Source organism: Streptomyces akebiae (assembly GCF_019599145.1).
GTDB classification, from domain to species: domain Bacteria; phylum Actinomycetota; class Actinomycetes; order Streptomycetales; family Streptomycetaceae; genus Streptomyces; species Streptomyces akebiae.
Map to the genome: position 1 here is coordinate 7,479,463 of NZ_CP080647.1, position 24,789 is coordinate 7,504,251.

The following is a 24,789-nucleotide window of genomic DNA, read 5'->3' on the forward strand; positions in this document are numbered from 1 at the left end:
TGCCGGTCGCCTCCTCACCACTGGGCGGGAGTGGAGGGGCGGCCGTCGTGCGGAGCCCCCTGCCGCGTGGGAGCGTCGAGGCCGTCCTCGCGGGAGGAGGGTGCCGCCGTGCGCTCCCACTGGGCGTCGCCGAGCACCATGTCCGGATCGAACATGACGACGACGGCGGAGATCAGGAGGACGACGAGCGGGCCCGCGACCATGGCCAGCAGGAACGACAGCAGGTCCGCGGAGGACTGCGAGACGTCGGACCGGCCGGTGAGGTGGACGGCGACGGAGGCCATGCCGGTGTAGTGCATACCGGTCACGGCCACGCCCATGATCATGCTCGCCCCGATGCCGGCCCACAGCGTGTGGATGGAGACGGCCGCCCACAGGGCCGCCGTGGCGGCGATGACCGCGATGACGACGGAGAGGATCACCGTCGGGGTGTCGTAGTGGAGCGTGCCGTTGGTGTGCATGGCGGCCATGCCGAGGTAGTGCATGGCCGCGACGCCGAGCCCGGTGACCGCGCCGGCCGTCGCCAGTATCAGCGGGGAACCGCCCCGGTAGCCGACGAGGAACAAGCCGACCGCGACCACGCCGATGGCGACCGCGAGGCTGAGCAGCGTCTTCGTCGCGTCGTAATCGACCAGCGCGCCCTGGACGCTGAAGCCGATCATGGCGATGAAGTGCATGGTCCAGATGCCGCAGCCGATCGATATGGCCCCCAGGGCCAGCCACCCCGCTCTGCGGTGCCGGCGTCTCAGCGACCGGGTCGTGCACCGCAGTCCGAGCGCGGCCCCGAAACAGGCCATCAGATAAGCAGCGACCGGGGTCGCGGCGCCGTAATAGAAGTTGGAGACGGTGGCGTTCATGCAGGGCCCTCCCCTGGCGCACATGAGATTCCGACCGGCAGCCCTTGACGATCAATTCAAGCCACCTGGCCGAGGTGGCGCGATTCAATCACACCGTGCGCACACTTCCCACGCATTCGGCCGTACCGACGAGCAGCAGCCCACCGTCGGACGACGTGCCCGCACCCTGCCGCAACCGGACACTCGTGACCCGGTGTTCACCCCGAATTGGCCCGGGCCGGGCACGCAGGCCGAACAGCTACACCCACGTCACCGCACCGTCGCCCCCCCCCACGAGCCCCCCACGAGCCGCCCCCACCCCCCAGGAGCCCCCCATGACCCCCACGCCCCAGTCCAGCGTCCCCTTCCGGGCCGGTCGCGAAGGCTACGCCGGCTTCCGGATCCCGGCGGTCGTCGTCACCCCCTCCGGCACCCTGCTCGCCTTCTGCGAGGGACGGGTCGGCGGGCGGGAGGACTTCGGGAACATCGACATCGTGGTGAAGCGGTCGACGGACGGCGGCCGGACCTGGGGCCCGCTCCAGGTCGCCGCCAAGAACGGTGACGCCCTCGCCGGCAACCCCGCCCCCGTCGTCCTCGACACGGGCCGGATCCTGCTGGTCCACGTCCGCAACGCCGCCCACGCCACGGAGGACGCCATCCGTCGCGGCGAGGTGACCGCGGCGGACGGCCGTCGCGTCTGGGTGCAGCACAGCGACGACGAGGGGCAGACCTGGTCCGGCCCCAGGGAGATCACCCAGCAGACCAAGAAGCCGGAGTGGCGGTGGTACGCCACCACCCCCGGCCACGCGCTCCAGCTCACCACCGGACGCGTCGTCGTCCCCGCCAACCACTCCCTCCCGCCCGCCGGCACGGACAACGGCACGGAGGGCAAGTACAACGGCGGACACTGCCTCCTGAGCGACGACGCGGGCGCCACCTGGCGCATCGGATACGTCGACGACAACACCGACGGCTACATCAACGCCAACGAGACCACCGCCGCCGAACTCCCCGACGGCCGGGTCTACTTCAACACCCGCAACGACTCCCCGTCCCCCGGCACCCGCGCCGACGCCCACTCCACCGACGGCGGCGAGAGCCTGGTCAAGCCGTTCCGGCCGCAGGCGGGCATCGTCGGCCCGGTCGTCGAGGGCAGCGTCCTCCAGCTCCGCGACCCCGACCTGCTCCTCCACTCCGGCCCCGCCGACCCCGGCTTCCGCGCCCTGATGACCGTCCGCGCCAGCACCGACCACGGCCTCACCTGGCGTTCCGTCCACACCGTCGACGGCCTGCCCGCCGCGTACTCCGACCTCGTACGCGTCGACCGGGACACCGTCGGACTGCTCTACGAGACGGGCGACTTCAGCGCCTACGAGACGATCACGTTCCGCCGTGTCCCCGTGACCCTGCTCGGCTGACAGCACTCACCTGGGCGTCGCGCGCGTCGGCCCCGCACGTAAAGTCGGCCCATGACCTCTACAGACAGTGCACAGCAGTCCGCCGCGAAGAGCCCCGCGAAGGCACCCGCCAAGGACCCCTGGGACCTGCCGGACGTCTCGGGGCTCGTCGTCGGCGTGCTCGGCGGCACCGGTCCGCAGGGCAAGGGCCTCGCCTACCGTCTTGCCAAGGCCGGCCAGAAGGTGATCATCGGGTCGCGGTCCGCCGACCGCGCGCAGGGCGTCGCCCAGGACCTCGGCCACGGCGTCGAGGGCGCCGACAACGCCGAGACCGCCCGCCGCAGCGACATCGTGATCGTCGCCGTGCCGTGGGACGGCCACGGCAAGACCCTCGAATCGCTGCGTGAGGAACTGGCCGGCAAGCTCGTCGTCGACTGCGTCAACCCGCTCGGCTTCGACAAGAAGGGCGCCTACGCGCTGAAGCCGGAGGAGGGCAGCGCCGCCGAGCAGGCCGCCGCCCTCCTGCCGGACTCCCGGGTCACCGCCGCCTTCCACCACCTCTCCGCCGTCCTCCTGGAAGACCCGGAGATCGACGAGATCGACACCGACGTGATGGTCCTCGGCGAGGAGCGCGCCGACGTCGAGATCGTGCAGGCGCTGGCCGGCCGCATCCCCGGCATGCGCGGCATCTTCGCCGGCCGGCTGCGCAATGCCCACCAGGTCGAGTCCCTGGTCGCCAACCTGATCTCCGTGAACCGCCGCTACAAGGCCCACGCGGGCATCCGGCTCACGGACGTGTAGCCCCGGCCGCGAGGCGACGTACGTACGCGTACGGGCATGGGGGACACTGGACGACGCACCACCTCGTCCGACCGTCTTCCCAGGAGCCGACCCCCATGCCCCGCCTCGCCGTCTACGCGCTCGTCGTCTGTCTCCTCGCGATCACCGCGGCCGTGGTCTCCTTCAGCCGGGGCAGCTGGCTGGGTGTCGTGTGGGTGCTGATGGCCGGCCTGTCCTCCAACATGACCTGGTACTACGTCCGGAAGGCGAAGCTGGAGCGGTCCGGCGCCGTCACATCCCCGTGAGGCAGATGTCGCTGTCCGCGCGCCAGAAGCGGTAGAGCCAGTAGCCGCAGTCGGACAGCTGGTCCTCGATCCCGAGGCCCCGCATGAACGCGTCGATCACGTCCCAGAACACCCCGTTCACCGCCGGGATCCACAGCACCGCGAAGACGAGCAGCAGTCCGAAGGGCGCCAGCGGCTCCACCTGGCGCCGGATCCCGTACGACAGCCAGGGCTCGATGACGCCGTACCCGTCCAGGCCGGGCACCGGCAGGAAGTTCAGGATCGCCGCCGTGACCTGGAGCATCGCCAGGAAGGCCAGGGCGAAGAGGAAGGCGTTCGGGACGCCGTCCGTGACGCCCAGCCAGAAGGGCGCGGTGCAGACCGCCGCGAACAGCACGTTCGTCAGCGGACCCGCCGCCGAGATCAGACTGTGCTTCCAACGGCCCTGGATCCGGCCCCGCTCGATGAACACCGCGCCGCCGGGCAGCCCGATCCCACCCATGATCACGAAGACGACGGGCAGCACGATGCTGAGCAGGGCGTGCGTGTACTTCAGCGGGTTCAGGGTGAGATAGCCCTTGGCGCCGATGGAGATGTCACCGCTGTGCAGGGCGGTACGGGCGTGGGCGTACTCGTGCAGACACAGCGAGACGACCCACGCCGAGGTGACGAACAGGAAGACGGCGAGGCCGGGCTGTTCGGCGAACCCGGTCCACGTGGCCCATCCCGTGACCGCCATGACGGCCACGATCCCCACGAACACGGGGCTGATCCTCCGGTCGCTCCGGCGGGACGCGGCGGTGGTCATGGAACTCCTAGCTGGGTCGATGCCGACTCGATCATTCGTACGGACGCCCCGACGGTACCGGGCACACGGCGAAAACGTCTCGCGATCGCCTCCGAGTTCCTAGCAAGGTGGGGGGATACGCGGAGATGACGGCGGCACGGAGCGCCCCCTCGACGGACCGGACACCTGAATCCGACCACAGACAACTGAATCCGAGCGCGGACGCCTGACCCCAGCGCGGGCATCCGAACACGAGCGCGGACACCTGAACCCGAACCCGATTTCGATCCCGACAGAGACAATGGACCTCGTGCGCTACCGCATCCTCGGCACCACCCAGGCCCTGCAGCCCGACGGCACCCCCGTCCCCGTCGGGGGCGCGCGCCTTCGCGCGCTGTTGACCGTGCTCGCGCTGCGGCCGGGGCGCACGGTGCCCTCGGCCGTCCTCGTCGACGAGGTGTGGTCCGACGATCCGCCCGCCGACGCGCCCGGCGCGCTGCAGGCGCTGGTCGGCCGGCTGCGCAGGGCGCTCGGCCCGGACGCGGTCGCGTCCGTGCACGGCGGCTACCGGCTCACCGCCACCCGGGACGACGTGGACCTGCACCGCTTCGAACGCCTCGCGGACGAGGGCGCCCGCGCGCTCGCCGACGGGGACCCGGCCAAGGCCGCCGACGCCCTCGACGAGGCGCTCGCCCTCTGGCAGGGCCCGCCCCTCGCCGACCTCCCCGACCGTGCCGCCGAGGCGGCCCGCTGGGAGACCCGCCGCCTCGACGCCCACCGCGCCCGCCTCAGCGCCGCCCTCGATCTCGGCCACCCCGACTCCGCCCTCCCCGACCTCACCGCGCTCTGCGACACCCACCCCCTCGACGAACCCCTCCAGGCCCTCCGCCTGCGCGCCCTCCGAGACGCCGGCCGCACGGCGGAGGCCCTGGCCGCGTACGAGGAGGTCCGCCGTCTCCTGTCGAACACCCTGGGCACAAGCCCGGGCCCGACACTGCGCAACCTGCACGCGGAACTACTGGGATCTGACCAACCAGCGCCCCGTAAGGGGCGCGGGGACCTGCGCGAGAACCCCGACCGAACCGGCACTGTGGGGGTCGAAGGGGCGCAGCCCCTTGAGGCGGGGACGGGTAGGGGCGGCGGGGGCGAAAGACCGGCCCCCCACTCCACCCGCCCCACGGGCAACCTCCGAGCCCGCCTCACCTCGTTCGTCGGCCGGGACACCGACATCGACACCCTCCGCCACGACCTCACCACCACCCGCCTGGTCACCCTCCTCGGCCCCGGCGGCGCGGGCAAGACCCGCCTCTCCCAGGAAGCCGCCGAGACCGTCGCCGAGGCCGTGCCGGACGGCGTCTGGTTCGCCGAACTCGCCCCCGTCGACGACCCCGCGAACGTCCCGGAGGCCGTCCTCACCGCCCTCGGCGCCCGCGAGACCGTCCTCAGGGGCGCCGGCGCCGAGGAGATGCGCGTCGCGGCGGACCGCCAGGACGACCCCCTGGTCCGCCTCGCCGAGCACTGCGCCGGCCGCCGCATGCTGCTGATCCTCGACAACTGCGAACACGTCGTGGACGCCGCCGCCCACCTCGTCGACCAGCTCCTCCAACGGTGCCCGGGGCTGACCGTCCTGGCCACCAGCCGTGAACCCCTCGGCGTACCGGGGGAGTTGCTGCGCCCGGTGGAACCGCTGACGGAACCCCACGCGCTGCGCCTGCTCGCCGACCGGGGAGCCGCCGCCCGGCCCGGCTTCACCGTCGACGCCGACCCGGAGGCCGCCGCCGAGATCTGCCGCCGCCTCGACGGACTGCCGCTCGCGATCGAGCTGGCGGCGGCCCGGCTGCGGATACTGACACCCCGCCAGATCGCCGACCGGCTCGACGACCGGTTCCGGCTGCTCACCTCCGGCAGCCGTACCGTGCTGCCCCGGCAGCAGACCCTCCGCGCGGTCGTCGACTGGTCCTGGGACCTCCTCGACGAGGACGAACGGGACGTCCTGCGGCGGCTGTCGGTGTTCGCCGGCGGCTGCGACCTGCCCGCCGCCGAGGCCGTCTGCGGCCCCGCCGCGCTGGAGGCGCTCGGCTCCCTCGTCGACAAGTCCCTGGTCGTGGCGGCCCCTTCGTCCGGCCCCGGCGCCGGGATGCGCTACCGGCTGCTGGAGACCGTCGTCGAGTACGCCGGCGAGCGGCTCGACGAGACGGGCACCCGCTCCGCCGCCGAACGCGCGCACCTCACGTACTACCGCGAACTCGTCCGCGCCACCGACCCGTTGCTGCGCGGCTCCGGCCAGCGCGCCGCGATCGAGTTACTGGAGCTGGAGTACGAGAACATCCGCACCGCGCTCAGACGCGCCGTCGCCGAGCGGGACGAGCAGGAGGCGCTCTGTCTGACCCTGTCGCTGTGCTGGTACTGGCAGATGCGCGACCTGAAGACGGAGGCACGGCACTGGTCCACCCAGGTCAAGGACCTCGGCCCGGACCCCTTCACCGCCCCCGCGCGCCCGGTGCCGGACCTGCGCGGACGTGCCGTCGACAGCCCGCCGCCGATGAGTCCGGAGGTCCTCGACGAGGCCCGACGCGGAGCGCACCTCGTCCATCTGGCCTGCATGGACATGGATCTGCCCGCCTGGGAGACCCCCGCCGGACAGGAGAGACTGCGGATCATCGGCGCGACCTACCGGCCGGGCCAGCCGCAGACCTGCCGCTTCCCCGGCTTCATGTGGTTCTACGCCGTCCTGCTGACCGGCGACATGGACCGGCTGCGCGCCATCCTGGACGCCAACATCCGCACCTGCCGCGAACTCGGCTACACCTGGGAGTTGGCGCAGACCCTGCAGATGAGGGCCAACATCCTCGCCAACCGCAGCGACTGGGCGGGCGACGCCACCGTCGACGCCGACGAGTCGCTGGAGATATTCGACCGGCTCGGGGACGCCTGGGGCGCCGCCGAGGCGCTCTCGGCGAGGGGCGAGGCCAGGGAACGCCAGGGTGAGTTCGCGTCCGCCGCGGCGGATTACGAGCGGGCCATCGAGTACGCCGAACGGCTCGGCGCCAACGCCCAGTTGGGCGTCCTCGGCGTCCGGCTCGGCAGTGTGCTCGTGGAGGGCGGCGAGGGCGAGCGGGGCGAGAAGCTGCTGTTCGACGTGTTGGACGCCGGGCGTCACGCCGCCCGTGAGGCGCTGCCCGCGGCCCGTCTCTTCCTCGCGGTACGCCTCGGCCGCACCGGGCGGCAGGCCGAGGCCCGTCGGCAGCTCGTCCTGTTGCGCGAGGACTTCGAAGCCTCCGACTTCGTGCTCTTCGCCGGGTACGTCCTCGGTGTCGAGGGCTGGCTGGAGGGGTCGGACGGACACCACGAGGAGGCGCTGCGGCTGATCCGCCAGGCGCTGGAGCGGAGCCTGGACAAGCTGTCCCTGGTGGTCACGCCCCAGATGCCCTCCCTCCACTTCATCACCGCCGCCCTGTCCGTCGCCGGGGTCGACGGCGGGGCCCGCGCCCTCGACGCGGCCCGCCTCCTCGGCGCCGCCGACGCGCATCTGCCGCCCGGCCACTTCTCCAGCCCGTGGGAGGCCGAGTGCCGTGCCCGGGCCGAGACCGAGGTCCGGGAACGGCTGGACGACGCGGCCTACGAGCGGGCGTACGTCGAGGGCGGCGCCCTCACCCGGGAGGAGGCCGCCGCCCTCGTCTGAGCCGGCCGGCTCAGCTCTTCGTCTTGAACTTGTGGATCGCGATGGGCGCCATCACCGCCGTCAGCGCCACCGACCAGCCGATGGTGACCAGCAGGTCGTGGGCGATGGGCCCGCCCGTCATCAGTCCGCGGGCGGCGTCCGCGAGGGACGACAGCGGGTTGTAGTCGGTGAACGTCTGCAGCCAGCCCGGCATGGACCGGGTCGGCGCGAAGATCGACGAGCCGAACTGCAGCGGGAACAGCACCAGGAAGCCCATGGCCTGCACGGACTGCGCGTTCTTCATGGTCACGCCCAGGACCAGGAAGATCCACATCAGGGACGAGCCGAAGACGACGGCCAGACCGACCGCGCCGAACAGCCCCGGCCAGCTGGTGATGTCGAAGCCGATGAGCACGCCGACGGTCAGCAGGATCGTCGTGGCGACCAGCATGCGCAGCAGCTCGACGGAGATCTTCGCGAGCAGTACCGAGGACACGCCGATCGGCAGGGACCGGAACCGGTCCATGACGCCCTTCTGGAAGTCCTCGTTGAAGCCCGTGCCGACGCCCATGGCGATGTTCATGCCCATCATCGCCATCAGGCCCGGCACCACGTACTGCACGTACTGCTCCTGGCCGCCGCCCAGCGCCTGCCCGATGGAGCCGCCGAAGACGTACACGAAGAGCAGGGTGAACACGATCGGCATCAGCACCGCGTCGAACATCGACTCCGGGTCCTGCCGGATCCACAGCAGATTGCGCCGGACGAGCGCCCCGGTGTGCCGGGCATGGGCCCGCAGCCCGATCCGGCCGTCGGCCTGACCGGTGGTGCCGGTGGTGCCGTCGGTGGGGAGCGTGGCGGTGCTCATACGGTGGCCTCCTCGTAGGCGGGGGACGTGGCGGCGGCCTCGGACACACTGGCCCTGTGGCCGGTGAGCGACAGGAACACCTCGTCCAGGCTGGGCAGTTCGGTGCTGATCGAGGCGATGGTCACCCCGCGCGCGGTGATCGCGCCGACGACGGCGGTCAGCTGCTCGTCGCTGAGGATCGGCACGAGGAGGGTGCCGGTCTCGGTGTCCACGGTGGTGGTGGCGAGCCCGGTGATCCCCAGGTCGTCCAGGTTCGCGGCCAGCGGGCGCAGCTGCACCGGATCGGCCGGCCGGACCCGCAGGGTGCGCCCACCGACCTGCGCCTTCAGCTCCTCGATCCGGCCGCCCGCGATCACCTTCCCCCGGTCGATCACGGTCAGCTCGGAGGCCAGCTGCTCGGCCTCCTCCATGTACTGGGTGGTCAGCAGCACGGTCACGCCGTCACCGACCATCCGCTTCACCTCGGCCCACACCTCGTTGCGGGTGTGCGGGTCCAGGCCGGTCGTCGGCTCGTCCAGGTACAGCACGGCCGGGCTGCCGATCATGGACGCGGCCAGGTCGAGTCGCCGCCGCATACCGCCGGAGTACGTCCCCGCCGGGCGCCCGGCGGCCTCCGTGAGCGAGAACCGCTCCAGCAGACCGGTCGCGCGGCTCTTCGCCTCCTTGCGGGGCAGGTCGAGCAGCCGGCCGATCATGTACAGGTTCTCGAAGCCGGACAGCTTCTCGTCCACGGACGCGTACTGCCCGGTCAGGCCGATCACCCGGCGCAGCCGGCGGGGCTGCCGTACGACGTCGTACCCGGCCACGGTCGCCTGCCCCGCGTCCGGTGTGATCAGCGTGGACAGGCACCGCACGAGCGTGGTCTTGCCGGCCCCGTTCGGGCCGAGCACGCCCATCACCGTGCCCTCCCGCACATCGAGGTCGACACCGTCCAGCGCCCTGGTCTCCCCGTAGTGCTTGACCAGCCCCCGCACGGCGACAGCGCCCTTCGCGCCGCTGGCGTTCTTGTCGATTCGTGTCATGAGGACGACGGTCCCAGCCCCCACCGACAAGCCACCGACAAGCCACCGACAGGACCGACAGTTCATCGACACACGTGAGAACGGGAGTACGGGCCTGAAAGCCGAGGGGGCTGCGGGCCCGAAAAGCACGGGGCGCAGCCCCTGCTTTTCAGGGGCGCGGGGAACTGCGCGAGAAGCCCCACCGGACCCGCACCCGCCGACGCACCCCGAACCCCCACCCCCTCCCGCGCCCCCAACCCCCAACCCCCACCCGCACCCCACGCCCCCGAACACACCGCAGCCCGCCGACGGGGGAAGATCGGCGGGCTGCGGGTGGGTGGTACCGCAATGGCTCGATGCGGCGCCCTCCGTCCTAGTGGACGGAGTGCTCCTCCAGCGGGAACGTTCCGCCGACGACGTCCTCGGCGAACGCCTTCGCCGCGTCACCCATGACCGTACGAAGGTCCGCGTACTTCTTGACGAACTTCGGCACCCGCCCGCCCGTCAGCCCGAGCATGTCGGTCCACACGAGCACCTGCGCGTCGGTCTCGGACCCGGCGCCGATGCCGACCGTCGGAATGTGGAGCACCCGGGTGACCTCCGCCGCCAGCTCCGCCGGAACCAGCTCCAGGACGACCGCGAACGCGCCCGCGTCCTGGACGGCCTTGGCGTCGCGCAGCAACTGCTGTGCGGCCTCCTCGCCGCGCCCCTGCACGCGGTAGCCCATCGCGTTGACGGACTGCGGCGTGAGGCCGATGTGGGCCATGACGGGGATGCCGGACTCCACCAGCAGCTCGATCTGGCGGTGCGACCGCTCGCCGCCCTCCAGCTTGACCGCGCCGACCCCGGCCTCCTTGACCAGCCGGGTCGCCGAGCGCAGCGCCTGCACCGGGCCCTCCTGGTAGGAACCGAAGGGCAGGTCGCCGACGATCAGGGCGCGGCTGGTGCCGCGGACGACCGCCGCGGAGAGCATGGTCATCTCGTCGAGGGTGACGGGCACGGTCGACTCGTACCCGAGGTGGCAGTTGCCCGCGGAGTCGCCGACGAGCATCACCGGGATGCCGGCCTCGTCGAAGACGGACGCGGTCATCGCGTCGTACGCGGTGAGCATGGGCCACTTCTCGCCGCGTTCCTTGGCGAGGGCGATGTCCCGGACGGTGATACGGCGTGTGCCCTTGCCCCCGTACAGCGCCTTGCTGCCGTCGGAGGGCTTCGTCTGGGCAGCCGAAAGCTGCGTCATGGCTCCAGCTCCTTCATGTCATCTCGAGGCACCCTGACGGTGTCCCCGGACCACGTCCATGGTGGCACCTAGGGCAGGGGACGGCTAGAGCGGGTACATGTGACCGTTCAGGCATACAGCGCGTAAGAGCCGGGTAAAAGAATTTCGATACGAGACGGTCTCGTATCGAAATAGGTCTAGGGTCGACGACATGACTACCGCAGTCCCTGACTCCCGCGTACCGGCGGCGGTGCACCGGCGCCGCTGGGTGATCCTCGGCGTGCTGATGCTGAGCCTGCTGATCGTGGTGCTCGACAACTCGATCCTCAACGTCGCCATCAAGACGATCTCCACTCCGGAGCCCACCGGGCTCGGCGCCACCCAGAGCGAGCTGGAGTGGGCGATCAACGCCTACACCCTGGTCTTCGCGGGGCTGCTGTTCTCCGCCGGTCTCCTCGGCGACCGGCTCGGCCGCAAGAAGGTCCTGCTCGGCGGACTGGTCGTCTTCGGCATCGGCTCCGCGCTGGCCGCCCTGTCGGGCTCCCCGGCCGAGCTGATCGCCTTCCGCGCGGTCATGGGATTCGGCGCCGCCTTCGTGATGCCCGCCACCCTCGCCGTCCTGATGAACGTCTTCGAACGCGACGAGCAGCCGAAGGCCATCGGCATCTGGGCGGGCGGCGTCGGCCTGGCCATCGCCATCGGCCCGATCACCGGCGGCGTCCTCCTGGACCACTTCTGGTGGGGCTCGGTCTTCCTGGTCAACGTGCCGATCGTCGTCCTCGCCCTCGGCCTGATGCTCTGGCTGGTCCCCGACTCGCGCGACCCGAACCCCGGCCGCGTCGACCCGATCGGCGTACTGCTCTCCGTCGTCGGCCTCGTCCTCCTCGTCTACGGCATCATCCGCGGCGGCCAGCTCGCCGACTTCACCGACGCCACGGTCCTCGCGACCAGCGGAGCAGGCCTCGCGGTCCTCGCCGCCTTCGTGGTGTTCGAGAAGCGCAGCGACCATCCGTCCATCGACATGTCGTTCTTCAAGAACAAGGTGTTCTCGACCGCCATAGGCGTCATCGGCCTGGTCTTCTTCGCCCTGATGGGCGTGACCTTCTTCTCCGTCTTCTACACCCAGACCGTACGCGGCTACTCCCCGCTCCAGACCGGCCTGCTCATGCTCCCGCTGGCCGTCGCGCAGTTCGTCTTCGCGCCCCGCGCCCGCCTCCTCGTCGACCGGTTCGGCAACAGCGCGGTGTGCACGGCGGCCATGACGCTGATCGCCGCGACGCTGGCCGCGTTCGCCGTGCTGGACGCGGACACCCCGATCTGGATCCTCGAAGTCGTCTTCTTCCTCATGGGTGTCGGCATGGCCCATGTGATGACCCCGTTGAGCGTCGTGGTCATGCAGGCGCTGCCCCGCGAGAAGGCCGGTTCCGCGTCCGCGCTCAGCAACACCTTCCGGCAGGTCGGCGGCGCCCTCGGTATCGCCGTCCTCGGCTCGGTGCTCTCCGCCGCCTACCGGGGCGGCATCGAGGGCGAGCTGCCCGCCGGCGCCCCGCACGCCGCCGCCGAGTCCGTCGAGGCCACCCTGGCACTCGCCGCCCGGCTCGGCGAGCGGGGCGAGGCCCTGGTCGCCCCGGCCCACGACGCCTTCCTGCACGCCATGCACGTGACCGCCCTGTGCGGAGCCGGTGTCGCCCTCCTCGGCGCGGTGGCCATGGCGGTGTTCCTGCCGGGACGACCGAAGGGCGGCCAAGAGGGCAAGGAGGAGGCCGAGTTGGTGGTCGCCGACCACTGACGGAGAATCGGACCGGCCCAGACGAGAGCCGGGCCGGCACACGAGAGACGGAGTCGACCTTGAGCCTCGCCGAGAGCCACGCCGGAGACGGGCGGGTCCGGGACGGCGGTTCCGGACGCGGGCGGCCCCGCAGCGAGGCCGTGGAGCGGTCCATCATCGAGGGCGTCATGAGGCTCCTCGAAGAGGGGGTGCCACTCGCCGAGTTGTCGATCGAGCGGGTGGCCCGCACCGCCGGTGTCGGCAAGGCGACCATCTACCGCCGCTGGAGCGGCAAGGAGGCCCTCTTCGTCGACGTACTGCGCGCCGCCGAACCCCCGGATCCGGTGCTGCCCGGCACCTCGATGCGCGACGACCTGGTCGTCTTCCTGGAGGCGGCACGCCGACGCGGGCTGCTCAACCGGCCCTCGGCGATCCTGCACAACGTCATCGCCCAGATGAAGAGCAGCCCCAAGATCTGGGAGGCCTACCACGCGGACGTCGTCGCCCCCCGCCGCCGGGCCCTCGCCGATGTCCTGCGCCGGGGCCGGGACAACGGCGAACTCCGCCCGGACGTGGACATCGACCTCGTCGGCGACCTGGTCTTCGGTCCCATGCTGGTCCGCACCGTCATGCGTCCCGAGGCCCCGCTCCCCGAGGACCTCGCGGAGAACATCGTCGACGCGGTGCTCGAAGGGCTTCGCCCGCCCGACTGACCGCCCACGGCCTGCGAAGTGAGTCACAGTGATGTGCGCGTTTCGTTACAGACGTCGGGGCCTGTCCGCCCGTTCGGAACTCCGAACAGCGGGTTGTGCGTCCTCCTGCCCGTACGACCGCCCGGTGACGGCGGGAACGAAGGCGATCATCCCCTAGGGTTTTGAGAGCGCGGGGGGAAGAAGTGCACGGCAGGCAGTGAGGCGACGGTATGGCGCAGGCGTACATGACGGAGACGGGCGGCGGCGGCACGGGGCAGGGCCGCGAACAATCCCGGTTCCGGCGCCTGTTCGGCCGCCTCTTCGGCGGATGGAGAGGGGACCGGCGGATCTGGCGGCGCGGCATCGTCCTCGCGGTCCTCGCGGTTCTCGTCGCTCTGGTGATGGTGCTGCACGCCCAGGTCCCCAACACCGTGGGCAACCTGGGCAGTCTGACCGAGACGTTCCTGCCCTGGTTCGGTGCCGCGATCCCGCTGCTGCTGATCCTCGCCCTGGTCCGCAGGTCGGCCACCGCGCTCATCGCGCTCCTGGTGCCCACGGTCGTCTGGCTGAACCTCTTCGGCGGACTGGTCACCAGCAAGACCGGCGGCGGCGGCGAACTCGCCGTCGTCACCCACAACGTCAACGCGGACAACGCCGACCCGTCCGGCACGGCCCGCGAGGTCGCCGCCTCCGGCGCGGACGTGGTGGCCCTGGAGGAACTCACCGAGAACGCGGTGCCGGTGTACGAGAAGGCGCTGGCGGCGACGTACCCGTACCACGAGGTCGTCGGCACGGTCGGGCTGTGGAGCAAGTACCGGATGAGCGACACCAAGGCCGTCGACATCAAGCTCGGCTGGGAGCGCGCGATGCGTTCCACGGTGGCGGCGCCGGACGGGCCCGTCGCCGTCTACGTCGCCCATCTCCCCTCGGTGCGGGTGAAGCTGGAGGCCGGGTTCACCGCCCGCCAGCGCGACAAGAGCGCCGACGCCCTCGGCGAGGCCATCGCCGACGAGCCGATCGAGCAGGTCGTCCTCCTCGGGGACCTCAACGGCACCATGAACGACCGCGCCCTGAACGCCGTCACCGCCCAGATGCGCTCCACCCAGGGCGCCGCGGGCGACGGCTTCGGCTTCAGCTGGCCGGCGTCGTTCCCGATGGCCCGCATCGACCAGATCATGGTCCGCGGCATGGAACCCAAGGCGTCCTGGACCCTGCCGGAGACCGGCAGCGACCATCTGCCGGTGGCGGCGCGGGTGACGACGGAGACGTCGGGCGGCTGACGGCGCGGGTGACGATCGACACGTCCGAGGGCTGACGGCGCAGGTGGGGCGGGGGAGCGGGAAGGGGGAACAAACCCCCGGTTCGAGTTTGTTCCGTCAGTGAACATACGATGGAACGGAACCGATTCCTTCCTTTCCTTCCTCCTGCCCTCCTGCACCCTTTGAAAGGTCTCTTCGCCATGCCTTTGGCCCTGCTCGCTCTCGCCGTAGGCGCCTTCGGAATCGGCACGACCGAGTTCGTCATCATGGGCCTCCTCCCCGAGGTCGCCGCCGACCTCGGCATCTCGATCCCCGCCGCCGGCCACCTCGTCTCGGCGTACGCGCTCGGCGTCGTCATCGGCGCCCCGCTGCTCGCCGCGGCCACCGCCCGGATGCCCCGCCGCAAGGTGCTGATCGGGCTGATGCTCCTCTTCGTCGCCGGCAACGCGCTCTCCGCGCTCGCCCCCGACGAGCACTGGCTGCTCGCCGCCCGCTTCCTCAGCGGTCTGCCGCACGGTGCCTTCTTCGGCGTCGGCGCGGTCGTCGCGACCGGCCTCGTGGCGCCGGAGCGCAAGGCCCGCTCGGTCTCGCTGATGTTCCTCGGCCTGACGATCGCCAATGTCGCCGGTGTCCCGGCCGCGACCCTCGTGGGCCAGCACTTCGGCTGGCGGATCACCTTCCTCGGCGTCAGCGCGATCGGCCTGGCCGCCATCGCCTCCCTGGCCCTCCTGCTGCCGAACGACCGGGCGGAGAACCACTCCTCCGGCCTGCGCGGCGAACTGGGCGCCCTGCGCTCCCTGCCCGTCTGGCTCGCCCTCGGCACGACCGTCGCCGGCTTCGGCGCCCTCTTCTCCGCCTACAGCTACATCACGCCGATGCTCACGGACTCCGCCGGATACGCCCAGACCAGCGTGACCATGCTGCTCGCGCTGTTCGGCGTCGGCGCGACCATCGGCAACCTGGCCGGCGGACGCCTTGCCGACCACTCCCTCCGGGGCACCCTCTTCGGTGGCCTGGCGTCCCTGATCCTCGTCCTGGCCCTCTTCCCGGTCCTCATGACCGCGCAGTGGAGCGCCGCCCTGGCCGTCCTCCTCCTCGGCGTCGCCGCCTTCGCCACGGGCTCGCCCCTCCAGCTGATGGTCATGGAGAAGGCCGCCGCCGCCCCCTCCCTCGCCTCCTCCGCCAACCAGGCCGCCTTCAACCTCGCCAACGCCGGCGGCGCCTGGATCGGCGGACTCGCCCTGACCGCCGGCCTCGGCACGACGGCCCCGGCGACCGCGGGCGCGGCCCTCGCGCTGATCGGCCTGGCGGTCGCGGCGGTGGCCCACGCCGTCGACGCCCGCCGGATCCGGACGGCCACTCCCGTCCCGGGGCGCGGCCGCGTGGTGGCGTCGCATGTGCCGGGGGAGTCGGAGACGGTGCGGGTCTGAGGCGGTGCGGGACTGGGCACTGAGGACCGACGCGCGCTCCTCAAGAAGGAACCAGCCATTTTTCACGCGAGCAAGGATCGTTCTGTAAAGGCGACCGCCCCCGGCGCGGAATGTGGCCGGGGGCGGTTGGTGCCATCGGCAGTTGTTCAGACGCGCAGGTTCTTCAGCGTGAACCAGAAATAGGTGAACGAGTCCGACGAGGGGACGGTGGCCCTGTCGTAGTACTTCTGGTTCGCCGTGGTGCGGGCGTCACAGTTGTCCGTGGTGTAACCCCAGACCTCGACCCTGGCGCCGTTGTTGACGAGCGCCCGGGTGTCGTTCCACTCGCCCCGATTGACCTTGAAGCACTGCTGCACGCCACCGCCGACGACACCGATGGTGCCGACGTCCGACGGGACGTTCACCTGCAGGTAGTGCTTCCCGGGGTTGCCGGGCGCGTCGGCCAGGGCGGGAGCCGCGGCGGCGCCGGCCACGACCGCCGCCAGGCAGAGGGCGGCGGCGGAGCGTATGACGGCGGTCCTGCGTGCGGGCTTTTCGACTCGCATTGAGGCGGTCCTTTGCGGTTGTTCCGATAAACAATTGCCGCCCATGTGGGGGGTGGCAATTTCATCTTCCCATATCGAAAGTGAGTGACCGTCACAAAGGCGTTGCTTGAAGTGTAAAGATCCTTGATTCATTGTGAATGAACGGTGAATTATCGAGTGACTCGTGAGTTTTACCGGGCGGTAATCTCGCGCGGTGGGTGCGTAATCGCCTCGCCCGGGATCCGCTCCCGGCCCTACCCTCACGGCCATGACAGCACAGGACACGTCCGGCCGGTCGCGGCTCGCTCCGAGCGGCGCGGCGCCGGTGATCAGGCAGGAGACCCCCGACGATCACCGAGCGGTGCGCGAGGTCCACACGCGCGCCTTCGGTGACGGTGAGCGGATTCCCGGGCTCGTGGAGGCACTGCGCGTCGCGAAGGCCGCGACGGCACCGCTCTCCTTCGTCGCCACCGTGGACGACCGGGTCGTCGGACACGTTCTGCTGAGCGCCGCACGCCTGGACGCCCCGCGCCGGATCGTGGACGTCCTGACCCTGTCGCCGCTGGGCGTGCTCCCGGAGTTCCAGCGTCAGGGCATCGGCGCCCGGCTCGTCGCGCACGCCCTCGCGGCGGCGGACGGCCAGGGCGTGCCGCTGGTCTTCCTGGAAGGGTCACCGCACTACTACGGCACGCGCGGCTTCGAGAACGCCGGCGCGGTGGGCTTCCGTTCGCCGTCGCTGCGCATACCCGAGGCCGCGTTCCAGGTCGCCCGTCTGTCCGCCCACGAGCCGTGGATGACGGGCACGTTCGTCTACTCGGAGGTCTTCTGGGCCTTCGACTGCGTCGGCCTGCGCGACCCGGAGGCCTGAGGGACCCGCCCTCAGGCCTCGCCCCGGCGCCTACGCCTGCTCGCGCCACCGGTTCGTGATCGGCAGCCGGCGGTCCTTGCCGAAGCCCTTCGGGGAGATCTTCGTGCCCGGGGGGTACTGGCGGCGCTTGTACTCGGCGGTGTCGACCATGCGCAGGGTCCTGGTGACCAGCTCCCGGTCGAAGCCGGCGGCGACGATCGCGTCGGCGCCCTGGTCGCGGTCGACGTACAGCGCGAGGATCGCGTCCAGGACCGGGTAGTCCGGCAGGGAGTCCGTGTCGACCTGGCCGGGGCGGAGTTCCGCGCTCGGGGGCTTGGAGATGGAGTTCTCCGGGATCGGCGGGGTCTGGCCCCGCTCCACCGCCGCCCGGTTGCGCCACTCGGCGAGCCGGAAGATCGACGTCTTGTACACGTCCTTGATGGGGCCGTAGGCGCCCACCGAGTCGCCGTAGAGCGTTGAGTAACCCACCGCCAGCTCCGACTTGTTGCCGGGCGCGAGGACGATGTGGCCCTCCTGGTTGGAGATCGCCATCAGCAGCGTGCCGCGCAGGCGCGACTGGAGGTTCTCCTCGGCCAGACCCGTCAGCTCGGTCGACGACATGTACGCGTCGAACATCGGCGCGATCGGGATCGTGCGGAAGTTCAGACCCGTCCGCCGCGCCAGCTCCGCCGCGTCGTCCTTGGAGTGGTCCGAGGAGTACTTCGACGGCATGGACACGCCGTACACGTTCCGCGCCCCCAGCGCGTCGCACGCGATCGCCGCGACGAGGGCCGAGTCGATACCGCCGGAGAGCCCGATCAGTACGGACGAGAAGCCGTTCTTCGCCGCGTACGCCCGCAGCCCCACCACCAGCGCCGAGTACACCTCTTCGTCGTCGTCGAGGCGCTCCGCGTACCCGCCGGCCAGCTCCGGCTCGTACGCGGGCAGCGGCTCCTCGGACAGGACCAGCCGGTCGATGCGCAGCCCGTCGTCCACGACACCGGTGACCGGCTCGGCGGCGGCCGCCGGGAGGTCCAGATCCAGGACCACGCACCCCTCCGCGAACTGCGGCGCCCGCGCGACCACTTCGCCGTGCCGGTCGACGACGATCGAGTCACCGTCGAAGACGAGTTCGTCCTGGCCGCCGATCATCGCCAGGTAAGCGGTCGTGCAGCCGGCCTCCTGGGCGCGCTTGCGCACCAGTTCGAGCCGGGTGTCGTCCTTGTCGCGCTCGTACGGCGAGGCGTTGATGGAGAGCAGCAGCCCGGCCCCGGCGGACCGGGCGGCCGGGACGCGGCCGCCGTCCTGCCAGAGGTCCTCGCAGATGGCCAGGGCGATGTCGACGCCGTGCAGCCGCAGCACCGGCATGGTGTCGCCGGGCACGAAGTAGCGGAACTCGTCGAACACGCCGTAGTTGGGGAGGTGGTGCTTGGCGTAGGTGAGCGCCACCTCGCCCCGGTGCAGCACCGCGCCCGCGTTCCTCGGCGCCCCGGCCGGCTGGCCGTACTTCGGCGCGGCGGACTCGGAACGGTCGAGGTAGCCGACGATCACCGGCAGCTCTCCGAAGCCCTCGTCGGCGAGCCGCGCGGCGAGCGCCTTCAGCGCGGCACGGGACGCCTCCACGAAGGACTGGCGCAGCGCCAGGTCCTCGACGGGGTACCCGGTCAGCACCATCTCCGGGAACGCCACCAGATGCGCTCCCTGCTCGGCTGAGTGCCGGGTCCAGCGGACCACCGCCTCGGCGTTCCCGGCGAGATCGCCGACGGTCGAGTCGATCTGATTCATAGCGAGACGAAGTTGAGGCACGCGGCCCAGTGTAATCGTCAGAGCGACGCAATGGGGTGTGGGGCGCCCCACGTTCGAAGCGCCCCACACCCCGGGGCCGTCGCGGTGTGCCTACGGCCGGTACATCTAGCGCGGGGCGGCTCCCCGCTCCTTGAGCATGCCCGTCATCAAGGAGATCTCGGACTCCTGGGCGTTCACCATGCCCTGGGCGAGCTTCTTCTCGACGCCGACCGTGCACTGGGAGACGCAGCCCTGCGCCATGTGGACGCCGCCCTTGTGATGGTCGGTCATCAGCTGGAGGAAGAAGATCTCGGCCTGCTTGCCGTCGAGCTTGTTCAGCTTCTCCATCTCGGCGTCGGTCGCCATCCCCGGCATCAGCGAGCCGTCCTCGCCGGAGGCCATGTCACCCATGCCCATCCAGGCCATCGGCTGCTGCGAGGACACCTTCGGCAGACCCCAGAGGTCCAGCCAGCCGATCATCATGCCGCGCTGGTTGGCCTGCGTCTGCGCGATGTCGTACGCGAGCCGCCGGACCTCCTCGTCGTCGGTCCGGTCGCGCACGATGTACGACATCTCGACGGCCTGCTGGTGATGGACCGCCATGTCCCGGGCGAACCCCGCGTCGGCGGAGTCGGCGGTGGGGGCCTTCAGCCCGGACTCGTCGCCGTCGGCGACCGCGTAGGTGATCGCCCCGGCCGCGACGAGCACCGCCGCGGCCCCGGAGGCGATCCAACCGATGTGCTTCATGCTTCCCACTGTCCCAGACCGCCGGCGCTAGGAGATGCCGTTGGTGCAGGCGGCACCCGGCTCGGGCGTCTGCTCGCCCTGGACGTAGGTCTCGAGGAACTTGTCGAGGTTCGGGTCCTTCGCGCCGGTCACCGTGCGCTGGTGGCCCCACGCGCTGAGCATGATCGGGTCCTTCTGGTCGTCGACCGGGCTCATCAGTGTGTACGGGGTCTTCTCGACCTTCTCCGCGAGCGCCTTGACCTCGGCCTCGGAGGCCTTGCTGTTGTACGTCACCCAGACCGCGCCGTGCTCCAGCGAGTGCACGGCGTTCTCGTTCTTGATGGCCTTGTCGTAGACGTCGCCGTCGCAGTTCTGCCAGACCGGGTTGTGGTCGCCGCCCACCGGGGGCTCCATCGGGTACTTCACGGACTTGGTGACATGGTTCTGGGCGAGCTTGGTGCTCCAGGTCTTCACGCCGTCCGAGCCGGTCTCCCACTTGCCGGTCGACTTGGAGTCACCGGCCGCGGTGTCGCTGCCGTTGTCGTCGGACTGCGAGCGGATCAGGACCGTCCCGCTCACGACGAGGCCGGCGACTATCAGCACGCTGGCGCCGATCGTGAGGATCCGGTTCCGGCGCTCACGGGAGCGCTCGGCACGGCGCATCGCCTCGATGCGCGCCTTGCGGTCCCCGCTGCTGTTGGTCTTGGCGGCCATGGGATGTGTCCTTAGTGGGGGATGGTTCGGATGGGACGGTCGGATCAACTGATCGTAAGTTGATCCGCTCCCCCTCGTAAACGAGGGATCCCGCCTCCCATGCTCCCCCTCGGCCACGGATGCCGCCCGGGTTTCGGGGCAGGCGTGACGGACGCCCGGCGGATGTCGGCCCACGTGGGCGTTACGGATGGCGACGCGAGCAGGCAAGATGGGCAGCAGAGCGGTTGAGCGGCGGAGCGAGCTGTACACCTGCCGTGAGCCGGGCGTTCAGCGGGACGTCCGCATGCCGATCAAGGTGCGCAACGCGCGCGAAATGGTGTTGTGGTGGGATGCTCAGGTGCCCGACCGCCTCCCGTGGCTCGGGAGCCAGGCGGCCTGACCAGCAAGGAATGGGTGGAAGCGGAAGATGGACAAGCAGCAGGAGTTCGTGCTCCGTACGTTGGAGGAGCGCGACATCCGTTTCGTACGCCTGTGGTTCACGGACGTGCTGGGCTTCCTGAAGTCCGTGGCCGTGGCCCCTGCCGAGCTGGAACAGGCGTTTGACGAGGGCATCGGTTTCGACGGCTCGGCCATCGAGGGCTTCGCCCGGGTGTACGAGTCCGACATGATCGCCAAGCCGGACCCGTCGACCTTCCAGGTCCTGCCGTGGCGCGCGGAGGCCCCGGGCACCGCCCGGATGTTCTGCGACATCCTCATGCCGGACGGCTCCCCGTCCTTCGCGGACCCCCGGTACGTACTGAAGCGGTCCCTGGCCAAGGCCTCCGACCTGGGCTTCACCTTCTACACCCACCCGGAGATCGAGTTCTTCCTGCTGAAGGACAAGCCGACGGACGGCTCCCGTCCGACCCCGGCCGACAACTCCGGCTACTTCGACCACACCCCGCAGAACGTCGGCATGGACTTCCGCCGTCAGGCGATCACCATGCTGGAGTCCATGGGCATCTCGGTCGAGTTCTCCCACCACGAGGGCGCCCCCGGCCAGCAGGAGATCGACCTCCGCTACGCCGACGCGCTCTCCACCGCCGACAACATCATGACGTTCCGCCTGGTCATGAAGCAGGTGGCGCTGGAGCAGGGCGTCCAGGCGACCTTCATGCCCAAGCCGTTCTCCGAGCACCCGGGCTCGGGCATGCACACCCACCTCTCCCTCTTCGAGGGCGACCGGAACGCGTTCTACGAGTCCGGCGCGGAGTACCAGCTCTCCAAGGTCGGCCGCTCCTTCATCGCGGGCCTGCTGAAGCACGCCGCCGAGATCGCCGCCGTGACCAACCAGTGGGTCAACTCCTACAAGCGCATCTGGGGCGGCTCCGAGCGCACCGCCGGTGCCGGCGGCGAGGCCCCCTCGTACATCTGCTGGGGCCACAACAACCGCTCGGCCCTGGTCCGCGTCCCCATGTACAAGCCCGGCAAGACCGGCTCGGCACGGGTCGAGGTCCGCTCCCTGGACTCCGGCGCGAACCCCTACCTCGCCTACGCCATGCTCCTGGCCGCCGGCCTCAAGGGCATCGAGGAGGGGTACGAGCTGCCGCCGGGCGCCGAGGACGACGTCTGGGCCCTCTCGGACGCCGAGCGCCGCGCCATGGGCATCGAGCCGCTCCCGCAGAACCTCGGCGAGGCGCTCTCCCTCATGGAACGCAGCGACCTCGTCGCCGAGACCCTCGGCGAGCACGTCTTCGACTTCTTCCTGCGCAACAAGCGCCAGGAGTGGGAGGAGTACCGCAGCGAGGTGACCGCGTTCGAGCTGCGGAAGAACCTGCCGGTGCTGTAAGCACAGGTCAGCGCGGGTTTCCCGCTGTGACGACGCGTGGGGCCGACGGTCATGGACCGTCGGCCCCCGCGCCGTGAGGCACCGCCTGGCGGACCACGCGGTGGCGGAGGTAGACGACCTTCTCGCTGATGGCGCGGGTCTCGACGAGTTCGAGGTCCACCCGGCGTTCGTGCCGAGGGAAGAAGGGGATGCCGCCCCCGACCAGCACCGGGTAGACCACGGCCCGGTACTCGTCGATGAGGCCCGCGTCGGACGCCTGGGCGGCGAGCGTCGCGCCGCCGATCGCGATCTCGCCCTCTCCCGGCTCGGCGCGCAACCGCTCGATCTCCTCCGCCAGGCCGCCGGAGGCCAGGCGGGCCCGGCCCTCCACCGCCGACAGCGTCCTGGAGAACACCACCTTCGGCAGCGGATTCCAGAGCGCGGCCCACTCCCGCTCCGCCTCGCCGAGCGCGGGGTCCTGGACGGCGGTCTCCCAGTACAGCATCGTCTCGTACAGCCGCCGTCCCAACAGATGGACGCCGACGTCCCGGATCTCGTCGATCCAGAAGCGGAAGACCTGCTCGTCGAACCCCGGCCAGTCGAAACCGCCGTCCGGCCCGGCGATGTAGCCGTCGAGGGAGACGTTCATCGAATAGGTCACGCCGCGCATCAGAAGCCTCCTCGGTGACGGCTTCGACAGTACGACCACCGGGCGCCGACCGCGTCCCGTACCGGGAAGCCCCGCCGTCAGCTCGGAGTGCGGTGGCTTTCCAGCGCCGGCGGCAGCGGGTAGACGCGCTCCGCGGGGAACAGCCGTCGGGCCTTCGCGGGCTGCCCGGAGTGCAGCAGGGCGGCGGCCCTGCGCACCTGAGGGGTGAGATCCGTGAGGCCGACGACCCACTCGTCGGTGAAGGTCCGGATCAGATGGCGGCCGATGCCCACCTGGATGCTGTAGTGGTTCAGCGCGGCCCCGCGCGCCGAGCGTTCCGGGTCCCACTGGACATGGACGGCGGCCCGGGCCACCGCCGCCGGGTCCGCCGTCGTCGGCACGGCCCGCGACAGGGCCTCCTCCCACCCCTCGCGGGTGATCCGCACCGCGAGCACCCGTTCCTGGCCGGGCTTGCGGGCCCAGTTGCTGCGGTGCATCAGCCACAGGAACGACGGCTTGATCCACGTCATCCGACGGAACGAGAACGGCTCGACGAAACGGCCGGCCCGCAGCGCCGCGTCGGCGATCGTGGGCGCGTACGCCTGGTACACCACGATCGTGCGGGCGTCGTAGTCGGCACGGATCTCGTACGGGGGAGCCATGCGCGGCACCCTGCCAGCCGCCGGGCGGGAGCCGCGAGTGAATTCCTTCGGGCCGCCGCCGGGCTACTGCCGCCCGGCCAGGTCCGCCAGCACCTGGTGCAGCGGCTCCGTGACCCTGCGCCGGTACTCCTGGATCGCCCAGCCGTTGCCGTCCGGGTCCTTGAAGTACATGAAGGTGGCGCCGTCGTCGGGGGCGTACTGGACGGGTTCGGAGACGTCGAGGCCGCGTTCGCGGAGTTCGGCGTGGGCGGCCTTGATGTCGGCGACGCAGAGCTGGAGGCCCTGGTACGAACCGGGCGCCGGCCGGGCACCCTGGGCCATGTCCCAGATGGCGTCACCGAGGGCGATCGAACAGCCGGAGCCCGGGGGAGTCAGCTGGACGATCCGCATGCCCGGCATGACCTCCTGGTCGATGTCGACGTGGAAACCGACCTTGTCCCGGTAGAAGTCCCGGGCCCGGTCGATGTCGCTCACCGGCAGCGGAATCACTTCGAGCGTGTACTGCATCCGTGGTCCTCCAAGTCGCCTTCGGCTCTTCTGCCTCAGCCGAACCGCCACCGTGTCTGGCTGAACGGCTCACCCTTACCGAAGCCGAAAACCGTGCCGGGCGCCACCGAGAAGACGAAAGCCCGCCCCGAACCGTGCCGAAAACAGCCGTCCCGTACGTCGAAGTGCCAGAAACTGCCGTACTTGGCCTCCCACGCGGCGGCCAGCTCCCGCAGCCGGCCGTCGTCCGTCACGCGGACGGCCTCGCCCTCCACCACCAGGTCGTAGCCCTCGTCCCAGGTGTTCGTGCCGGTCGTCAGCGCGACGCGCGGGTTCGCCGCGAGGTTCCTGGCCTTGCGCTCCTCAGGCCCCGTGCAGAAGTGCAGCGCCCCCTCCGACCACACCGCGGGCAGCGGCGTCACATGCGGCCGCCCGTCCGGCCGCACCGTCGAGATCCAGAACAGCTCGGCCCCGGCCAGCCGCGCCTCGGCCTCCGGCCAGGGGACCGGCACGGCGGCGGGATCGCTGTAGCGGGGGTCGAGCCGGGTCTGCGGGGTGCTGGTGTCGGACATGGGATGTCACCTCCGGTGAGCCGGCGGCCTTCGACCGTCGGCTGTCGTCACAGGGCAGACTCCGCGGGGCCCGGAAACTCATCCCGCCCCACCAC

At 70.9% G+C, this 24,789-nt stretch carries 23 protein-coding genes; 10 read left to right on the forward strand and 13 right to left on the reverse strand.

Features of this window, described 5'->3' with window-relative positions; translation table 11 throughout:
- Nucleotides 1-14: 14 nt before the first annotated feature.
- Nucleotides 15-857, reverse strand: coding sequence for an MHYT domain-containing protein (locus tag K1J60_RS32380; protein ID WP_220649298.1), 843 nt, complete (start codon nt 855-857; stop codon nt 15-17).
- Between the two features lie 314 nt (nt 858-1,171).
- Here K1J60_RS32380 and K1J60_RS32385 point away from each other — a divergent pair, with 314 nt between their 5' ends.
- From K1J60_RS32385 to K1J60_RS32395, 3 genes are all read left to right on the forward strand, one after another.
- On the forward strand, nt 1,172-2,254 hold the full coding sequence (locus tag K1J60_RS32385) for a sialidase family protein (protein ID WP_220649299.1): 1,083 nt from the start codon (nt 1,172-1,174) through the stop codon (nt 2,252-2,254).
- Nucleotides 2,255-2,305: 51 nt separating this feature from the next.
- On the forward strand, nt 2,306-3,034 hold the full coding sequence (gene npdG, locus K1J60_RS32390; protein ID WP_220649300.1) for an NADPH-dependent F420 reductase: 729 nt from the start codon (nt 2,306-2,308) through the stop codon (nt 3,032-3,034).
- 95 nt (nt 3,035-3,129) lie between these two features.
- On the forward strand, nt 3,130-3,318 hold the full coding sequence (locus tag K1J60_RS32395) for a hypothetical protein (protein ID WP_220649301.1): 189 nt from the start codon (nt 3,130-3,132) through the stop codon (nt 3,316-3,318).
- Here the strand turns inward: K1J60_RS32395 and K1J60_RS32400 are convergent.
- Nucleotides 3,305-4,105 carry a site-2 protease family protein gene (locus tag K1J60_RS32400; RefSeq protein ID WP_220649302.1) on the reverse strand — a complete coding sequence of 267 codons (801 nt, stop codon included), beginning with the start codon at nt 4,103-4,105 and terminating at the stop codon, nt 3,305-3,307. The two genes, K1J60_RS32395 and K1J60_RS32400, sit on opposite strands and share 14 nt — an antisense overlap.
- 280 nt (nt 4,106-4,385) lie before the next feature.
- On the opposite strand from K1J60_RS32400, the gene K1J60_RS32405 reads away from it, so the two are divergent.
- Nucleotides 4,386-7,766 carry an AfsR/SARP family transcriptional regulator gene (locus tag K1J60_RS32405; RefSeq protein ID WP_220649303.1) on the forward strand — a complete coding sequence of 1,127 codons (3,381 nt, stop codon included), beginning with the start codon at nt 4,386-4,388 and terminating at the stop codon, nt 7,764-7,766.
- Between the two features lie 10 nt (nt 7,767-7,776).
- Here the strand turns inward: K1J60_RS32405 and K1J60_RS32410 are convergent, their stop codons facing one another.
- The 3 genes from K1J60_RS32410 to panB form a co-directional block, all read right to left on the reverse strand.
- Nucleotides 7,777-8,613 (reverse strand): ABC transporter permease, encoded by an 837-nt coding sequence (locus K1J60_RS32410; RefSeq protein WP_220649304.1) that lies wholly within the window; start codon nt 8,611-8,613, stop codon nt 7,777-7,779.
- Complete coding sequence (locus K1J60_RS32415) at nt 8,610-9,635, reverse strand: ATP-binding cassette domain-containing protein (protein ID WP_398683630.1); 1,026 nt, start codon at nt 9,633-9,635, stop codon at nt 8,610-8,612. The genes K1J60_RS32410 and K1J60_RS32415 overlap by 4 nt, the downstream gene beginning before the upstream one ends.
- Nucleotides 9,636-9,987: 352 nt before the next feature.
- On the reverse strand, nt 9,988-10,854 hold the full coding sequence (gene panB, locus K1J60_RS32420; RefSeq protein ID WP_220649306.1) for a 3-methyl-2-oxobutanoate hydroxymethyltransferase: 867 nt from the start codon (nt 10,852-10,854) through the stop codon (nt 9,988-9,990).
- Nucleotides 10,855-11,044: 190 nt separating this feature from the next.
- Between panB and K1J60_RS32425 the strand changes: the two genes are divergently transcribed.
- The 4 genes from K1J60_RS32425 to K1J60_RS32440 all read left to right on the forward strand — a co-directional run bounded on the left by K1J60_RS32425 (nt 11,045) and on the right by K1J60_RS32440 (nt 15,982).
- Nucleotides 11,045-12,622, forward strand: coding sequence for an MFS transporter (locus K1J60_RS32425; RefSeq protein ID WP_220649307.1), 1,578 nt, complete (start codon nt 11,045-11,047; stop codon nt 12,620-12,622).
- Nucleotides 12,623-12,681: 59 nt separating this feature from the next.
- On the forward strand, nt 12,682-13,314 hold the full coding sequence (locus K1J60_RS32430) for a TetR/AcrR family transcriptional regulator (protein WP_220649308.1): 633 nt from the start codon (nt 12,682-12,684) through the stop codon (nt 13,312-13,314).
- Nucleotides 13,315-13,523: 209 nt separating this feature from the next.
- Nucleotides 13,524-14,573: an endonuclease/exonuclease/phosphatase family protein gene (locus tag K1J60_RS32435; RefSeq protein WP_220649309.1), complete on the forward strand. Its 1,050-nt coding sequence runs from the start codon at nt 13,524-13,526 to the stop codon at nt 14,571-14,573.
- 179 nt (nt 14,574-14,752) lie between these two features.
- Nucleotides 14,753-15,982, forward strand: coding sequence for an MFS transporter (locus tag K1J60_RS32440; RefSeq protein WP_220649310.1), 1,230 nt, complete (start codon nt 14,753-14,755; stop codon nt 15,980-15,982).
- Between the two features lie 146 nt (nt 15,983-16,128).
- Here K1J60_RS32440 and K1J60_RS32445 read toward each other — a convergent pair whose 3' ends face one another.
- Nucleotides 16,129-16,527 (reverse strand): hypothetical protein, encoded by a 399-nt coding sequence (locus K1J60_RS32445; RefSeq protein WP_220649311.1) that lies wholly within the window; start codon nt 16,525-16,527, stop codon nt 16,129-16,131.
- Between the two features lie 304 nt (nt 16,528-16,831).
- On the opposite strand from K1J60_RS32445, the gene K1J60_RS32450 reads away from it, so the two are divergent.
- Nucleotides 16,832-17,374 (forward strand): GNAT family N-acetyltransferase, encoded by a 543-nt coding sequence (locus K1J60_RS32450; protein WP_220651805.1) that lies wholly within the window; start codon nt 16,832-16,834, stop codon nt 17,372-17,374.
- A 30-nt stretch (nt 17,375-17,404) separates the two neighbouring features.
- On the opposite strand, the gene K1J60_RS32455 is transcribed toward K1J60_RS32450, so the two are convergent.
- The 3 genes from K1J60_RS32455 to K1J60_RS32465 all read right to left on the reverse strand — a co-directional run bounded on the left by K1J60_RS32455 (nt 17,405) and on the right by K1J60_RS32465 (nt 20,578).
- Nucleotides 17,405-19,138 carry an NAD+ synthase gene (locus tag K1J60_RS32455; protein WP_259408028.1) on the reverse strand — a complete coding sequence of 578 codons (1,734 nt, stop codon included), beginning with the start codon at nt 19,136-19,138 and terminating at the stop codon, nt 17,405-17,407.
- Between the two features lie 126 nt (nt 19,139-19,264).
- Nucleotides 19,265-19,885 (reverse strand): DUF305 domain-containing protein, encoded by a 621-nt coding sequence (locus K1J60_RS32460; RefSeq protein ID WP_220649313.1) that lies wholly within the window; start codon nt 19,883-19,885, stop codon nt 19,265-19,267.
- Between the two features lie 27 nt (nt 19,886-19,912).
- Entirely contained in the window at nt 19,913-20,578 is a 666-nt protein-coding gene (locus tag K1J60_RS32465; RefSeq protein ID WP_220649314.1) for a DUF3105 domain-containing protein, read from the reverse strand.
- Nucleotides 20,579-20,984: 406 nt separating this feature from the next.
- Between K1J60_RS32465 and K1J60_RS32470 the strand changes: the two genes are divergently transcribed.
- Nucleotides 20,985-22,346, forward strand: coding sequence for a glutamine synthetase family protein (locus K1J60_RS32470; protein ID WP_033527411.1), 1,362 nt, complete (start codon nt 20,985-20,987; stop codon nt 22,344-22,346).
- A 49-nt stretch (nt 22,347-22,395) separates the two neighbouring features.
- On the opposite strand, the gene K1J60_RS32475 is transcribed toward K1J60_RS32470, so the two are convergent.
- The 4 genes from K1J60_RS32475 to K1J60_RS32490 all read right to left on the reverse strand — a co-directional run bounded on the left by K1J60_RS32475 (nt 22,396) and on the right by K1J60_RS32490 (nt 24,694).
- Entirely contained in the window at nt 22,396-22,995 is a 600-nt protein-coding gene (locus K1J60_RS32475; protein ID WP_220649315.1) for a dihydrofolate reductase family protein, read from the reverse strand.
- A gap of 77 nt (nt 22,996-23,072) precedes the next feature.
- On the reverse strand, nt 23,073-23,636 hold the full coding sequence (locus K1J60_RS32480; RefSeq protein WP_220649316.1) for a DUF4291 domain-containing protein: 564 nt from the start codon (nt 23,634-23,636) through the stop codon (nt 23,073-23,075).
- 63 nt (nt 23,637-23,699) lie between these two features.
- Nucleotides 23,700-24,143 (reverse strand): VOC family protein, encoded by a 444-nt coding sequence (locus K1J60_RS32485; RefSeq protein WP_220649317.1) that lies wholly within the window; start codon nt 24,141-24,143, stop codon nt 23,700-23,702.
- Nucleotides 24,144-24,178: 35 nt separating this feature from the next.
- Nucleotides 24,179-24,694, reverse strand: coding sequence for a pyridoxamine 5'-phosphate oxidase family protein (locus K1J60_RS32490; protein WP_220649318.1), 516 nt, complete (start codon nt 24,692-24,694; stop codon nt 24,179-24,181).
- Nucleotides 24,695-24,789: the final 95 nt, after the last annotated feature.